At 66.2% G+C, this 13,308-nt stretch carries 14 protein-coding genes; 9 read left to right on the top strand and 5 right to left on the bottom strand.

Going from position 1 to position 13,308, the window contains the following annotated elements:
- Window positions 1-10: 10 nt before the first annotated feature.
- Window positions 11-265, bottom strand: a complete 255-nt coding sequence (locus BLA15945_RS26685; RefSeq protein WP_059236402.1) for a DUF1129 domain-containing protein — start codon at window positions 263-265, stop codon at window positions 11-13.
- A 171-nt stretch (window positions 266-436) separates the two neighbouring features.
- Here BLA15945_RS26685 and BLA15945_RS26680 point away from each other — a divergent pair, with 171 nt between their 5' ends.
- The 7 genes from BLA15945_RS26680 to BLA15945_RS26650 all read left to right on the top strand — a co-directional run bounded on the left by BLA15945_RS26680 (window position 437) and on the right by BLA15945_RS26650 (window position 6,532).
- Window positions 437-1,201: a response regulator transcription factor gene (locus BLA15945_RS26680; protein WP_059236404.1), complete on the top strand. Its 765-nt coding sequence runs from the start codon at window positions 437-439 to the stop codon at window positions 1,199-1,201.
- Between the two features lie 26 nt (window positions 1,202-1,227).
- Window positions 1,228-2,526: a glutamyl-tRNA reductase gene (gene hemA, locus BLA15945_RS26675; RefSeq protein ID WP_059236407.1), complete on the top strand. Its 1,299-nt coding sequence runs from the start codon at window positions 1,228-1,230 to the stop codon at window positions 2,524-2,526.
- A gap of 83 nt (window positions 2,527-2,609) precedes the next feature.
- Entirely contained in the window at window positions 2,610-3,692 is a 1,083-nt protein-coding gene (prfA, locus tag BLA15945_RS26670; RefSeq protein ID WP_174993786.1) for a peptide chain release factor 1, read from the top strand.
- A gap of 7 nt (window positions 3,693-3,699) precedes the next feature.
- The gene (prmC, locus tag BLA15945_RS26665) at window positions 3,700-4,542 is read left to right on the top strand and encodes a peptide chain release factor N(5)-glutamine methyltransferase (protein WP_174993785.1); all 843 of its coding nucleotides are present in this window, start codon (window positions 3,700-3,702) and stop codon (window positions 4,540-4,542) included.
- A gap of 67 nt (window positions 4,543-4,609) precedes the next feature.
- The gene (grxD, locus tag BLA15945_RS26660; protein WP_006753626.1) at window positions 4,610-4,921 is read left to right on the top strand and encodes a Grx4 family monothiol glutaredoxin; all 312 of its coding nucleotides are present in this window, start codon (window positions 4,610-4,612) and stop codon (window positions 4,919-4,921) included.
- A gap of 13 nt (window positions 4,922-4,934) precedes the next feature.
- Window positions 4,935-5,531: a UbiX family flavin prenyltransferase gene (locus tag BLA15945_RS26655; protein ID WP_059236411.1), complete on the top strand. Its 597-nt coding sequence runs from the start codon at window positions 4,935-4,937 to the stop codon at window positions 5,529-5,531.
- Between the two features lie 209 nt (window positions 5,532-5,740).
- On the top strand, window positions 5,741-6,532 hold the full coding sequence (locus BLA15945_RS26650) for a DODA-type extradiol aromatic ring-opening family dioxygenase (RefSeq protein ID WP_174993784.1): 792 nt from the start codon (window positions 5,741-5,743) through the stop codon (window positions 6,530-6,532).
- 107 nt (window positions 6,533-6,639) lie between these two features.
- Here BLA15945_RS26650 and BLA15945_RS26645 read toward each other — a convergent pair whose 3' ends face one another.
- Complete coding sequence (locus BLA15945_RS26645; protein ID WP_059236415.1) at window positions 6,640-8,238, bottom strand: APC family permease; 1,599 nt, start codon at window positions 8,236-8,238, stop codon at window positions 6,640-6,642.
- A 420-nt stretch (window positions 8,239-8,658) separates the two neighbouring features.
- Here BLA15945_RS26645 and BLA15945_RS26640 point away from each other — a divergent pair, with 420 nt between their 5' ends.
- Window positions 8,659-8,862 carry a cold-shock protein gene (locus BLA15945_RS26640; RefSeq protein WP_006477070.1) on the top strand — a complete coding sequence of 68 codons (204 nt, stop codon included), beginning with the start codon at window positions 8,659-8,661 and terminating at the stop codon, window positions 8,860-8,862.
- Window positions 8,863-8,965: 103 nt separating this feature from the next.
- On the opposite strand, the gene BLA15945_RS26635 is transcribed toward BLA15945_RS26640, so the two are convergent.
- The 3 genes from BLA15945_RS26635 to BLA15945_RS26625 all read right to left on the bottom strand — a co-directional run bounded on the left by BLA15945_RS26635 (window position 8,966) and on the right by BLA15945_RS26625 (window position 12,451).
- The gene (locus tag BLA15945_RS26635) at window positions 8,966-10,216 is read right to left on the bottom strand and encodes an Hsp70 family protein (protein ID WP_174993783.1); all 1,251 of its coding nucleotides are present in this window, start codon (window positions 10,214-10,216) and stop codon (window positions 8,966-8,968) included.
- A 188-nt stretch (window positions 10,217-10,404) separates the two neighbouring features.
- Window positions 10,405-11,010 (bottom strand): nitroreductase family protein, encoded by a 606-nt coding sequence (locus BLA15945_RS26630; protein WP_059236419.1) that lies wholly within the window; start codon window positions 11,008-11,010, stop codon window positions 10,405-10,407.
- A 157-nt stretch (window positions 11,011-11,167) separates the two neighbouring features.
- Window positions 11,168-12,451 (bottom strand): MFS transporter, encoded by a 1,284-nt coding sequence (locus BLA15945_RS26625; protein WP_174993782.1) that lies wholly within the window; start codon window positions 12,449-12,451, stop codon window positions 11,168-11,170.
- Window positions 12,452-12,670: 219 nt separating this feature from the next.
- Between BLA15945_RS26625 and BLA15945_RS26620 the strand changes: the two genes are divergently transcribed.
- Window positions 12,671-13,291 carry a TetR/AcrR family transcriptional regulator gene (locus BLA15945_RS26620; protein WP_174993781.1) on the top strand — a complete coding sequence of 207 codons (621 nt, stop codon included), beginning with the start codon at window positions 12,671-12,673 and terminating at the stop codon, window positions 13,289-13,291.
- Window positions 13,292-13,308 lie beyond the last annotated feature (17 nt).

Genomic DNA, 13,308 nt, shown 5'->3' with positions numbered 1-13,308 from the left:
CTGAGGGCATTCAGCGACGGGCCGACAGCGCGACCGTCACGGCTACGGCGAGGAACGCGACGCCGGTGCACACCGGCCATTCGAGCGTCTCGCCATCGTAAAACAGTCCAGAGAGATTGCCGGCCATGCGGGCGGCGACCGCCCCGACGATGCCGGCGAGCACCGCGATCCACCACGCCGGCCGGCCCGTGCGCCGCATCGGATGCAGCCAGCGGCCGAACAGCCCGACGGCCGCTCCCAGGACAAGGATTCCAAACCAGTTCATTCGACGCCTTCTATAAATTCAGATTCGTCCCATAGGCGTGAACGTTGCCAGCGGCTAGCATCGACTCATCCATCGAACCCGAGACCAGCCGGGCGCCGCGAACATTCGAGTGTAGGGGCCGACTCGACGTTATGGCAAGCGCACACCGGCTGCCGTATTGAAGAAATTCTCATGCGAATCGCTCTGATCGATCCGGAATCGCGTCATGTCGCACTCCTGAACCGCCTGCTCTTCGCGGGCGGTCACGTGTGCCACGCGTTTCCGTCCAGCACCGCATTCTTCGAGTGGCTCGCCGCCGACAACACCTGCGACATGCTGGTCACCGGCCACTGGGCCGGCGACCAGCCAGCCCAGGAAGTCATTCCGCGCGCACAGGCAGTCCTGCCCGGACTGCCGGCCATCGCCGTGATGCAATCGCCGCGAGAGAGCGAAATCGTCTCGTGCCTGCACGCGGGCGCCGACGATTGCCTGGTGCGCCCCGTGAGCGGGCCCGAGCTGCTCGCGCGCGTCAACGCGCTGAGCCGGCGCGCCGGCGTACGCCGGCCGCCGACCCGCTCGCGCGAAACGTATGGAGAATACGCATTCGATGCCACACATTGCCTCGTGCGCTTCGGCGACGCAATCGTTTCACTCACGCCGAAGGAGTTCCGCTTCGCGCAGTTGCTGTTCGCGAACCTGTCGCGCCCCATATCCCGCGCCCATATCCTCGAAACGGTGTGGGCACGCCGCCGCGACATGAAGTCGCGCACGCTCGACACGCACGCGTCGCGGCTGCGCAGCAAATTGCAGCTGCTTCCCGAGCGCGGCTACCGGCTGCTGCCGATCTACGGCTTCGGTTATCAGCTCGACCGCGTGCCGATCGAACCCCCAAATTCGCGGCCCCGCCACGCCGATGCCCGGTATGCGTCGAGTGAGGAAATCGCTGAAACGCTATAATATGGGGCTAAACGATAGCCCTCGATATGCAACTCCTCACGATCGGAATCAACCACCACACTGCGCCTGTCGCCCTGCGCGAACGCGTGGCGTTTCCGCTCGAGCAAATCAAGCCGGCTCTCGTCACGTTCAAGAACGTGTTTCTCGGCCCCCAGGCACCCAATACGCCTGAAGCGGCGATCCTCTCCACCTGCAACCGCACCGAGCTGTATTGCGCGACCGACGACCGTGCGGCCCGCGAAGGGGCGGTCCGCTGGCTGTCGGAATATCACCGGATTCCGGTCGACGAGCTCGCGCCGCACGTCTATGCGCTGCCGCAGTCGGAAGCGGTCCGGCACGCGTTCCGCGTCGCATCCGGCCTCGATTCGATGGTGCTCGGCGAAACGCAGATTCTGGGCCAGATGAAGGATGCCGTCCGCACCGCGACGGAAGCCGGCGCGCTCGGCACCTATCTGAACCAGCTGTTCCAGCGCACGTTCGCAGTGGCGAAGGAAGTCCGCGGCACGACCGAAATCGGCACGCAGTCGGTGTCGATGGCCGCCGCTGCAGTTCGCCTCGCGCAGCGGATCTTCGAAAAGGTGTCCGATCAGCGCGTGCTGTTCATCGGCGCCGGCGAAATGATCGAGCTGTGCGCGACGCACTTCGCCGCGCAAAGCCCGCGTGAGCTCGTCGTCGCGAACCGCACGGCCGAACGCGGCCAGCGGCTCGCCGAACGCTTCAACGGCCGCGCGATGCCGCTGGCGGACCTGCCCACCCGCATGCACGAATTCGACATCATCGTGTCGTGCACCGCGTCGACGCTGCCGATCATCGGCCTCGGCGCGGTCGAGCGCGCGGTGAAGGCGCGCCGCCACCGGCCGATCTTCATGGTCGACCTCGCGGTGCCACGCGACATCGAGCCCGAAGTCGGCAAGCTGAAGGACGTGTTCCTTTACACCGTCGACGATCTCGGCGCGATCGTGCGCGAAGGCAACGCGTCGCGCCAGGCCGCGGTTGCACAGGCCGAAGCGATCATCGAGACGCGCGTGCAGAATTTCATGCAATGGCTCGACACGCGCAGCGTCGTGCCCGTGATCCGTCACATGCATACGCAGGCCGATGCGCTGCGCCGGGCCGAAGTCGACAAGGCGCAGAAACTGCTCGCACGCGGTGATGATCCGGCTGCCGTACTCGAAGCCCTGTCGCAGGCGCTGACCAACAAGCTGATCCACGGCCCGACGAGCGCGCTCAACCGCGTGAACGGCGCCGATCGCGATTCGCTGATCGACCTGATGCGCGGCTTCTACCAACACGCGCCGCGCTCGAACGACCAGTCCGGCCACTAGCGCCGCCCGGTCGCCCTGCCGCCGGCCGCGAGCCGGCCTATCCTTTCCGAATACCCCTTTGCCCGGGAGCGCCGCTCCACACCATGAAGACGAGCATGCAACGCAAGCTCGACCAGCTGTCCACACGGCTGGCCGAACTGAACGATCTGCTGAGCCGCGAAAACGTCACGGCCGACCTCGACCAATACCGCAAGCTGACGCGTGAACATGCGGAACTCGGCCCGGTCGTCGAGCAGTACGCGCTGTGGCGCCAGTCGCGCAGCGACGAGACGGCCGCACAGGAGCTGCTCTCCGATCCGTCGATGCGCGACTTCGCGGAAGACGAGATCCGCAGTGCGCGCGACGGCATGGCGCGCCTCGAGACCGAGCTGCAGAAAATGCTGCTGCCGAAGGATCCCAACGACGACCGCAACATCTTCCTCGAAATCCGCGCGGGCACCGGCGGCGACGAATCGGCGCTGTTCGCGGGCGACCTGTTGCGCATGTACCTGCGCTTCGCGGAACGCCAGCGCTGGCAGGTCGAAATGATGTCGGAGAGCGCGTCGGATCTCGGCGGCTACAAGGAAGTGATCGTGCGGATCGCGGGCCAGGGCGCGTACTCGCGCCTGAAGTTCGAATCGGGCGGCCATCGCGTGCAGCGCGTGCCGGCCACCGAGACGCAAGGGCGCATCCATACGTCCGCGTGCACGGTCGCGGTGATGCCGGAAGCCGACGAAATCGGCGAAGTCGAGATCAATCCGGCCGATCTGCGCATCGACACGTTCCGCGCATCCGGCGCGGGCGGCCAGCACATCAACAAGACCGATTCGGCGGTGCGCGTCACGCACATCCCGACCGGGATCGTCGTCGAATGCCAGGACGACCGCTCGCAGCACAAGAACAAGGATCGCGCGCTGAAGGTGCTCGCCGCGCGCATCAAGGACAAGCAGTATCACGAACAGCATGCGAAGGAAGCCGCGACGCGCAAGAGCCTGATCGGCTCCGGCGACCGTTCGGAACGGATCCGCACGTACAACTTCCCGCAAGGCCGGATGACCGACCACCGGATCAACCTGACGCTGTACCGGCTCGAGGCGATCATGGACGGCGATCTCGACGAACTGATCGGCGTGCTCGTCACCGAGCACCAAGCCGAGCTGCTTGCGTCGCTCGGCGAAGCCGACTGAGGCCGCGATGTCCGACACCACCGCCGACGACCTGCTGCGCGCGTCGCCGCTCGACGCGGTCGATGCGCGCGTGCTGCTCGCGCATGCGCTCGGCTGGACCCGCACGCAGTTGATCACGCGCGGCGACGCACCGCTTGATGCGGCCGCGGTCGAGCGCTACCGCGCGCTCGAAGCGCGCCGTGTCGCCGGCGAGCCCGTCGCACAGCTGGTCGGGATGCGCGAGTTCTTCGGCCGCCCGTTCGACGTGACCGCCGACGTGCTGATCCCGCGCCCCGAAACCGAACTGCTCGTCGAAGCCGCGCTCGATGCGATCGACGGACTGCCGCATCCGGCCGTGCTCGATCTCGGCACCGGCAGCGGCGCGATCGCCGTGTCGATCGCGGCCGAGCGTCCCGATGCGCGGGTGTGGGCGCTCGACCGTTCGCCGGCCGCGCTCGCCGTCGCGCAACGCAACGCGGACAAGCTGCTCGACGCACGTCGCCCCGGCGGCCCGCTGCAGTGGCTGCAAAGCGACTGGTACGCGGCGCTCGATCCGGCGCTCGTGTTCGACACGATCGTCAGCAACCCGCCGTACATTGCGCAGCACGATCCGCACCTCGCGCAGGGCGACCTGCGTTTCGAGCCGCGCGGCGCGCTCACCGACGATGCCGACGGCCTCAGCGCGATCCGCACGATCGTCGCGGGCGCCGGCACCTGTCTGAAACCGGGCGGCACGCTCTGGATCGAGCACGGCTACGATCAGGCCGAAGCCGTCCGTGCGATCCTCGCGTCGCACGGCTTCGTCGCGGTCGAATCGCTCGCCGATCTCGCCGCCATCGAACGCACGACCGGCGGCCGCCTGCCGGGCTGATGCCCGGCCCGCCCGGTTGAAATCCGCTATCATTTCGATCTAACGCCCCGCAAACGCAAGGTCAGTCATGGACACCCAACAACGTATCAAGCAAATCGTCGACGAAAACCAGGTCGTGCTCTTCATGAAGGGCAACGCGCAATTCCCGATGTGCGGCTTCTCGGGCCGCGCCGTGCAGGTGCTGAAAGCCTGCGGCGTCGACCAGTTCAAGACGGTCAACGTGCTCGAGGACGACGAAATCCGCCAGGGCATCAAGGAATTCTCGAACTGGCCGACCATCCCGCAGCTCTACGTGAAGGGCGAATTCGTCGGCGGCTCGGACATCATGATGGAGATGTACCAGTCGGGCGAACTGCAGCAACTGTTCGCCGCCGCGTAACGCTCCCCTGTCGATGGCATCTCCCAGCGCGCCGCCACGCCGGCTGATCGTCGCGATCACCGGCGCCACCGGCGCGATCTACGGCGTGCGGCTGCTCGACCTGCTGCGCGCCGCTGGCGGCGTCGAGACGCATCTGCTGATTTCGAACGCCGGCTGGCTCAACATCCAGCATGAACTGAAGCTGCCGAAAGCCGATGTCGAAAGCCGCGCGGACGTCGTGCACTCGGTGCGCGACGTCGGCGCGACGATCGCGTCGGGCTCGTTCGCGACCGACGGGATGGTGATCGCACCCTGCTCGATGAAGACGCTCGCGAGCGTCGCGCACGGGCTGTCCGACAACCTGATCACGCGCGCAGCCGACGTCACGCTGAAGGAACGCCGCCGTCTCGTGCTCATGGTGCGCGAAACGCCGTTCAACCTCGCGCATCTGCGCAACATGACCGCCGTCACCGAAATGGGCGGCATCGTCTTTCCGCCGCTGCCCGCGTTCTACGCGATGCCGAAGACGATCGAGGAACTCGTCGACCAGACCGTCACGCGCGTGCTCGACCTGTTCGCGCTCAGCGCCCCGCAGACGACACCGTGGGCCGGTATCCGGCACGCGCAGTAAGCGGCGTCAGCCCCCCTTCTTCGCGCATCTTCGCCGATTCAAACGGCAATTCACTCGATTTCCAGCACACTGACGGCCACCCGCGCCGACAGGCATTGCATTGCGTCGATTATCAACAAACAGGCACCAATCAAATTCATGGATACCGATTTATCAATGTACGGTGCGCGCCTATAGTCACAGGCAAACCCTTTTCGCAGGCCACCACCATGAACCGCTTGCCTTCGCTGTACCTGTCCCACGGCGCCCCGACGCTGCCGATCGACCCGACGCTGCCGTCCGGCGCATTCACGCACCTCGGCGCCGAATTGCCGCGCCCGCGCGCGGTGCTGATGCTGTCCGCACACTGGGGCACGCAACGGCCGGTCGCGAGCATCACCGCGCATCCGGAAACGATCCACGATTTCTACGGTTTCCCGCAGGCGCTGTACGACATCCGCTATCCGGCTCCGGGTGCGCCCGATGCCGCCGAGCGCGCGGCCACGCTGCTGGACGCGGCCGGCATCGCGACCGCGACGACGGAGCGCGGCCTCGACCACGGCGCGTGGGTACCGATGCTGCTGATGTTCCCGGAGGCTGATGTGCCGGTCGCGCAGCTGTCGATCCAGCCGCGCGCGGATTCCGCGCATCACTTCGCGCTCGGCCGGGCACTGCGACCGCTGCGTGACGAAGGCGTGATGGTGATCGGCTCGGGCCAGATCACGCACAACCTGCGCGCGGCCGATTTCGGCGCCGCACCCGAGGATGCGGACCCGCGTGTCGCGGAATTCACCGACTGGTTCGAGGCGAAGCTCGCCGCACGCGACGTCGATGCACTGCTCGACTACCGCCGGCAGGCGCCGCACGCGGCGCTGATGCATCCGACCGACGAGCATTTGCTGCCGGTCTTCACGGCGCTCGGCGCGGCCGACGACGACTACCAGCTCGGCATCCAGTCGCTCGGCACCTACCAGCGCGTACTCGCGATGACGAACTACGTGTTCGCAAGCGCCGACGCCTGAGCCGCGACGCAATCGTCGACGCCAGCAAAAAGCCCGCCCGAGCGATGCTCGGGCGGGCTTTTTGTTGTTGCATCCTGCCGCCGCCGAATCCGGCAACAGGTCAGGCGTCAGGCACCGATCCCTTCGAGGATCTCGTCGTGCGACTCGCGCTCGTCGAGATACTTGGTCCGGTAGCCGGTATTCACGCCCCAGAAGTAGAACACCAACGCGATCGCCGCAACGACCAGCATGTCCCAGCCGTACGGCAGGTAGCCGTGACCGCCGAATTCCTTGCTGCCGATCAGCGACAGCACGGCCATCGTCGGCAGGTACGCAACCAGCCACCATGCCGCCTTCAGGTCGGCACCCCAACCGCTCCAGCCCGACTTCGCCTGGAAGAAGAAGTACACCGGCAGTGCGACGACCATCAGCAGGATGATTTCGCCCGTCAGCGGCCACTTCGCCCAGTACAGGATCAGCGACGCGCACACGAATGCGAACGGTGCGATCAGCTTCATCAGCGGAATCGACAGCGGACGCTCGATGTCGGTCGCCGCGCGGCGCAGCGCCATCAGGCTGATCGGGCCGGTCAGGTACGAGATCACCGTTGCGACCGAGATCACGGCCGCGAGGGAGCTCCAGCCGCGGAAGAAGAACAGGAAGATGAACGACACGAGCAGGTTGAACCACATCGCCTGGCGCGGCACACCGTAGATCGGGTGCACGTTGCCGAACATCTTCGGCATCGTGTTGTTGCGCTCCATCGCGTAGATCATCCGCGTGGTCGTCGCCATGTAGGTCGTGCCGGTGCCGCTCGGGCTGACGAACGCGTCGACGTACAGCAGGATCGCGAGCCAGTTCAGGTTCAGCGCGATCGCGAGTTCCGCGAACGGCGACGAGAAGTTGAAGTGCGCCCAGCCCTTCGCGACGTCAGCCGGATTCACCGAGCCGATGTACGCCATCTGCAGCAGCACGTAGATCACGAGCGCGATCAGGATCGACGTGATCACCGCGAACGGCACGCTGCGCGACGGATTGCGCGCTTCGCCCGCCAGGTTCACGGGACTCTGGAAACCGTTGAACGCGAACACGATGCCGCTCGTCGCGACCGCGGTCAGCACCGCCGACCAGCCGTACGGCGCGAAGGCCGCATTCGATGCGGTGCCGAGGTTCTCCGAATGGAAGCTCGTCAGCATCAGGCCGAGGATCGTGGCGCCCGGGATCAGGAACTTGAAGATCGTGATCGCGGTGTTCGCACGCGCAAAGGCCTTCACGCCCCAGTAGTTCAGCAGGAAGTAGATGACGACCAGCACGGCCGACAGCAACAGGCCTGGTGTGGTCAACTCGCCGTTCACGAACAACGCATGCGCCCATGGATATGGCCACGTGCTCATGTACTGGATCGACGCCTCGGCCTCGATCGGGATCACGGATACGATCGCAATCCAGTTGGCCCATGCGCTGATGAAGCCCACCAGCGAACCGTGCGAGTAGCGCGCATAGCGCACCATCCCGCCCGACTCGGGGAACATCGCGCCCAGTTCCGCGTACGTCAGTGCAATCGCGAGAATCACGACCGCGCCGATAATCCATGCACAGATCGCCGCCGGACCGGCGATCTTCGCGGCTTTCCAGGCGCCGAACAGCCAGCCCGAGCCGATAATCGAACCCAGTCCCGTCAGCATCAATGCAAACGGGCCGATGTTCCGTTGAATAGAACTCTTCACATCCTCTCCTGTGTCTCAAAAAGCATGGTCGGCCTGCGGTCCGGGATCGGCTCGGACAGCACCGCGCACGCATTCTTGGGGGGACGCGTCACCCGATCAGGGCAACCCGTCCACGCGGCGCGTAGTTTAACGGTTGCACCTCAAACGTGCCGCCAAAATCGTTCGGCCCCTACAAAAAATTCGCATCGCTTGCAAGCTTTGTAAACCCGATCTCCGCAATAACCCTGAGAGTATGGGAATACGGTTGACCATGAACGCGATTGGCCGTATAAAGGACTTCGCAGGATTTCAAGTGGCGAGTGAATTGGTTCTTTCGTAGTTCGCCCATCAACGGTACTCCGGTTGGTCCTATTACCCCTTCCTTGATTTTCCGCACCCCATGGGCCTCGGCCCCGTTTTATCTTTTTAGGAACAAGTAACATGGCAACCGGTACCGTCAAGTGGTTCAATGACGCAAAGGGCTTCGGCTTCATCACCCCGGAAGGCGGCGGCGACGATCTGTTCGCGCACTTCTCGGAAATCCGCGTCGAAGGCTTCAAGACGCTGCAAGAAAACCAGAAGGTTGAATTCGAAGTGAAGACGGGCCCGAAGGGTCTGCAAGCTGCGAACATCCGTCCGGTCTAAGCTTGGCGCGATAATTCGTGTAAAAAAGCCCCGCTTCGGCGGGGCTTTTTTGTTTTCGGGCGTCGGTGCGGCATGGCGGCTACGCCATACCGCCGACCGCCATTCAGCCGAACAATCGCAGTGCGTGAATACCGAGCCCCGTCGCGACACTCGCGAGGCGGTCGCCGAATACCGGCTGCGCATCCGGGAATGCGCCGGCGAGCGCGCCCGACAGGAACGCGAGCCCGGTCGAACCGCCGGTGAAATACAGCGCGCCGACGTCGCGCGGCGCAACGCCCGCGAGCCGCACCGTCTCGCGCGCGGCGTCGACGATGCGTGAGGTGTCGTCGCGGCTCGCATCGACGAGACGGTCCGAGTCGAATGCGATCAGCAGATCTTCTTCCACGTCGTTCAGGTTGATCATCGTCTCCCCGCCCGCCGCAACACCGATCTTCGCTTCTTCCGCGCGCGCCATCAGCGCGTGCCCGAGCCGCTGCTCGACCACGCTCGTGAGCCGGTCGTACTGCCGCACGTCCTGGTACAGGTGCTTCATCAGCGTCAGCTCGCCGGCCCGCTTCGGCGTATAGACCGTGTTGATCAGGTGCCAGGTCGCGAGATCGAAGTAGATCTTGTTCGGCAACTCGCGCCCTTCCGGATCGAGCGAACGGTAGCCGAATACGGGCAGGATCGCCGCCAGTTCGACACGCCGGTCGTAGTCGGTGCCCGCGACGTGCACGCCGTGGTGTGCCAGCACGTCGTCCTTGCGCTCGAGCCGCGCCATCCGGTCGGGCCCGACGCGCACCAGCGAGAAGTCGGACGTGCCGCCGCCGATGTCGGCGACCAGCACGAGGCGCTCGGCCTGCTGGCGCGATTCGTAGTCGAATGCGGCGGCAATCGGTTCGTACTGGAAGTGCACGTCCGCGAAGCCGACCGATTGCGCGGCCGCCTCGAGCTGATCCTGCGCGAGGCGGTCGGCGCGCGGATCGTCGTCGACGAAGAACACGGGCCGGCCGAGCACTGCACGGCCGATCGGCGCGCCCGCGCGCGCTTCGGCCTTGCGCTTCAGGTGCGTCAGGAAGCGCGCGATGATTTCGGTGTACGCGATCGCGCTGCCGTCGCCGAGATCGGTCGTCGTCTCCGCGAGCGGCGAGCCGAGGATGCTCTTCATCGAGCGCATCAGCCGGCCGTCGAAGCCGTCGATATAGGAAGCCAGCGCCGCACGGCCGTACTCGACCGTCTCTTCGTCGTTGTTGAAGAAGATCGCGGTGGGCAGCGTCAGGTGGTCGCCCTCGACGGGCGCGAGGCGCATGCCGTCGCCGTCGGGCAGCGCCACGGCGGAATTGGACGTGCCGAAATCGATCGCGCAGTAAGTCATGGGAAGTTGCCGCAGCAGGGCCGGCGCGAAAACGGAAAGGACGGGCTTTTTAACATGAAGCCCGCGGGATCACAACCGGGGCCGGCCACCGGTGCCGCTCGACGCGCGCCGATGGCGACGGCGCGCGGTGCGGCGCGCCGGGGACACATGCGAACGGGATGCACGATGCAGCCCGCCCGCTTGCGCGGTCAGGCTGCCGCGTCGAAGCTCTTCTTCCACGCGCCCGCATAGACAACTTCGCCGATCGCATGGCGCGTACGCGGCGCCTTTTCGCGGTCGCGCAGCACCGGATCGAGCTTGTCGACGTTGCCGTAGTGGCCGAGCGAGATGATCGACAGGATCGCGACGTCGGCCGGAATCGCGAACGCGTCGCGAAACGCCTTCGCGTCGAAACCGCTCATCTGGTGTGCGGCGAGGCCAAGCGCGTGCGCCTGCAGCACCAGCGACATCGCGGCGGCACCCGCGTCGTACGACGCGGTCGGCGCCGGCTCGCCCTTCGGCGTCAGCGTGTGCGCGGTCACCGCGATCAGCACGGGCGCCGGCGCATTCCAGCCCTGGTTGAACGGCACCAGCGTCGCGAACGCGCGCTTGAATGCGTCTTCGTCCTGCGCGCGATCGAATACGACGAAACGCCAGGGCTGCGCGTTATACGCGGACGGGGCCCAGCGCGCGGCTTCGAGTACTGCGTGCAGATCGCCGGCGCTGACGGGCTCGTCCGAATAGGCGCGCGGGCTCCAGCGGCCTGCGATCAGATCGTGAATCGAAACAGTGGTGGGAGCAGGTTTGACGGACATGCGGTTCCTCGCTGACATCGATGAAGGGGCGCGAACGCCCGGCGAACCGCAAGCATACCCGCTTGAGCGGCTGCGCGCCCGATCCTCCCGCGCTATGCAAATCTGCGTGCCTGCATTGGCCGGCCGCAGCGTGTGCGGCCGGCCGGGCTCATCGTGGTCAGGCCGCCTGCGCAGCCGCGCGCGACGGACCGCGGTTGATCCGCAGCACGATCAGCGCGCCGACGATGCACAGTCCGCCCGAGATCATCGACGCGATCGTGTAGGTGCCGAGGCTCGCACGCAGCAGCCCTGCGCCGAGCGCCGCGAATGCCGCGCCGAGCTGGTGGCCGGCGACGATCCAGCCGAACACGACCGGCGCCGCGGCCTTGCCGAACACGTCGGTTGCGAGCCGCACGGTGGGCGGCACGGTCGCGATCCAGTCGAGCCCGTAGAACATCGCGAACAGCGGCAGCCCAAAGAAGTCGATCCCGAACGCATGCGGCAGGTAGATCAGCGACAGACCGCGCAGCCCGTAGTACCAGAACAGCAGCACGCGGTTGTCGTAGCGGTCGGACAGCCAGCCCGACAGCGTCGTGCCGAACAGGTCGAACACGCCCATCGCCGCGAGCAGCGATGCGCCCTGCACCTCGGTCATCCCGTAGTCGCTGCACATGGCGATCAGGTGCGTGCCGACATACCCGTTGGTGCTCGCGCCGCAGATGAAGAAGCTGAAGAACAGCAGCCAGAAATCGCGCGAACGGCTCGCCATCAGCAGCGTGCGGAACGCAACCGCGAGCGGGTTCTCCTTCGACGCGTCCGGCGCGGCCGGCGCATCGGCCGGTTCGCCGTACGGGCGCAGTTGCACGTCGGCCGGCCGCTCGGGCAGCAGGAAGGCAACGAGCGGAATCACGATCGCAGCCGCCACCGCGACGCCCAGCACGACCGGCCGCCAGCCGTGGTGCTGCGCGATCGCCGCGAGCATCGGCAGGAACACGAGCTGGCCGGTGGCCGTGCTCGCGGTCAGGATCCCCATCACGAGGCCGCGCCGCGCATGGAACCAGCGCGTGACGAAGGTCGCGGACAGCGTCAGCGCGACGACGCCCGTCGAGCAGCCAACCATCAGGCCCCAGATCACGACCATCTGCCAGCTCTGCGTCATCATCGACGACAGCGCGACACCCACGCTCATCGTCACGAGCGCGGTGAGGATCGTCGGACGCAGCCCGAAGCGCTGCATCGCGGCGGCCGCGAACGGGCCCGTCAGGCCATACAGCGCGATGTTCACCGAAATCGCCAGCGAAATCGCCGCCCGGCTCCAGCCGAGCTCGCGCTCGAGCGGCACCATCAGCACGCTCGGCGTCGCGCGCGTGCCGGCTGCCGCCAGCAAGATCAGGAATACCACCGCCGCCGCGAGCCATCCGTAATGGAAGCGCCCGCCGATTCGTGTCACTGCCCAGTTCATCTTCGCGTTCTCCAGTTGGCGGTTCCGGCGCCATCGCGCCCGCTCCGCCCCAACCAGGCCACCTCCGCCGCACATTTCAACATCGGCTGACCCGGGCCGACGCTTGGCATTTGTCTGTTGATCCGGCCGCGATTGTTACCGACCGGTCACAAGTGTGTTGCGATCGTAGTTACCAGTCGGTAACATGTCAAGCAATTCACTATGCAGCCGAGGGTCATCATGTCGGGCATCGAGATCGCCAAACCGCTGGCGCGCCGCACGCGCCGGCCGATGGACGGCGCCACCGCGCAGGAGCACCTGCTGCGCGCCGCCGAGGAGCTGTTTTACAAGGAAGGGGTTCGCACGGTCGGCGTCGAGGCCGTCGTGGAGCGCGCGGGCGTCAACAAGATGAGCCTGTACCGCCAGTTTTCGTCGAAGGACGAGCTGATCCTCGCGTATCTGGAGCGGATGGATGCGTGTTTCTTCGAGCGCCTCGACACGAGCACCGCGAAACATCCGGGCCAGCCGAAGGCGCAGTTGATCCAGTATTTCGTCGACCTTGCCGAGCGCGCGACGCAGAAGGACTATCGCGGCTGCCCATTCGTCAACGTCGCCGCCGAATTTCCGGACGCGTCGCACCCGGCGCGCGAGCGCGTCGCGCAGAACAAGGAACAGCTGATGAAGCGGCTCGTCGCGCTATGCGAGGGCGCCGGCGCGCGGCAACCGAAGGCGCTGGCCGACGCGCTCGCGCTGGTGGTCGAAGGTATCTACGCGGCGAGCCAGACCTACCGGCACGGCGAAACGCCGATCGGCACCGCGCCGGCGCTCGTCACGCAGTTGATCGAAGCCGCGTGCGCTTGACCGGGCGCATGCGCCCG

The sequence above is a fragment of the Burkholderia arboris genome (assembly GCF_902499125.1).
Lineage (GTDB): Bacteria > Pseudomonadota > Gammaproteobacteria > Burkholderiales > Burkholderiaceae > Burkholderia > Burkholderia arboris.
The sequence above is the reverse complement of the archived record's forward strand: the minus strand, read 5'-3'. Positions and strand labels throughout refer to the sequence as shown.

What these genes read in the sequence shown, in the direction of transcription:
- BLA15945_RS26685 (WP_059236402.1), bottom strand. Translation starts at nt 265, where the DNA reads ATGAACTGGTTTGGAATCCTTGTCCTGGGAGCGGCCGTCGGGCTGTTC.
- BLA15945_RS26680 (WP_059236404.1), top strand. Translation starts at nt 437, where the DNA reads ATGCGAATCGCTCTGATCGATCCGGAATCGCGTCATGTCGCACTCCTG.
- hemA (WP_059236407.1), top strand. Translation starts at nt 1,228, where the DNA reads ATGCAACTCCTCACGATCGGAATCAACCACCACACTGCGCCTGTCGCC.
- prfA (WP_174993786.1), top strand. Translation starts at nt 2,610, where the DNA reads ATGAAGACGAGCATGCAACGCAAGCTCGACCAGCTGTCCACACGGCTG.
- prmC (WP_174993785.1), top strand. Translation starts at nt 3,700, where the DNA reads ATGTCCGACACCACCGCCGACGACCTGCTGCGCGCGTCGCCGCTCGAC.
- grxD (WP_006753626.1), top strand. Translation starts at nt 4,610, where the DNA reads ATGGACACCCAACAACGTATCAAGCAAATCGTCGACGAAAACCAGGTC.
- BLA15945_RS26655 (WP_059236411.1), top strand. Translation starts at nt 4,935, where the DNA reads ATGGCATCTCCCAGCGCGCCGCCACGCCGGCTGATCGTCGCGATCACC.
- BLA15945_RS26650 (WP_174993784.1), top strand. Translation starts at nt 5,741, where the DNA reads ATGAACCGCTTGCCTTCGCTGTACCTGTCCCACGGCGCCCCGACGCTG.
- BLA15945_RS26640 (WP_006477070.1), top strand. Translation starts at nt 8,659, where the DNA reads ATGGCAACCGGTACCGTCAAGTGGTTCAATGACGCAAAGGGCTTCGGC.
- BLA15945_RS26635 (WP_174993783.1), bottom strand. Translation starts at nt 10,216, where the DNA reads ATGACTTACTGCGCGATCGATTTCGGCACGTCCAATTCCGCCGTGGCG.
- BLA15945_RS26630 (WP_059236419.1), bottom strand. Translation starts at nt 11,010, where the DNA reads ATGTCCGTCAAACCTGCTCCCACCACTGTTTCGATTCACGATCTGATC.
- BLA15945_RS26625 (WP_174993782.1), bottom strand. Translation starts at nt 12,451, where the DNA reads ATGAACTGGGCAGTGACACGAATCGGCGGGCGCTTCCATTACGGATGG.
- BLA15945_RS26620 (WP_174993781.1), top strand. Translation starts at nt 12,671, where the DNA reads ATGTCGGGCATCGAGATCGCCAAACCGCTGGCGCGCCGCACGCGCCGG.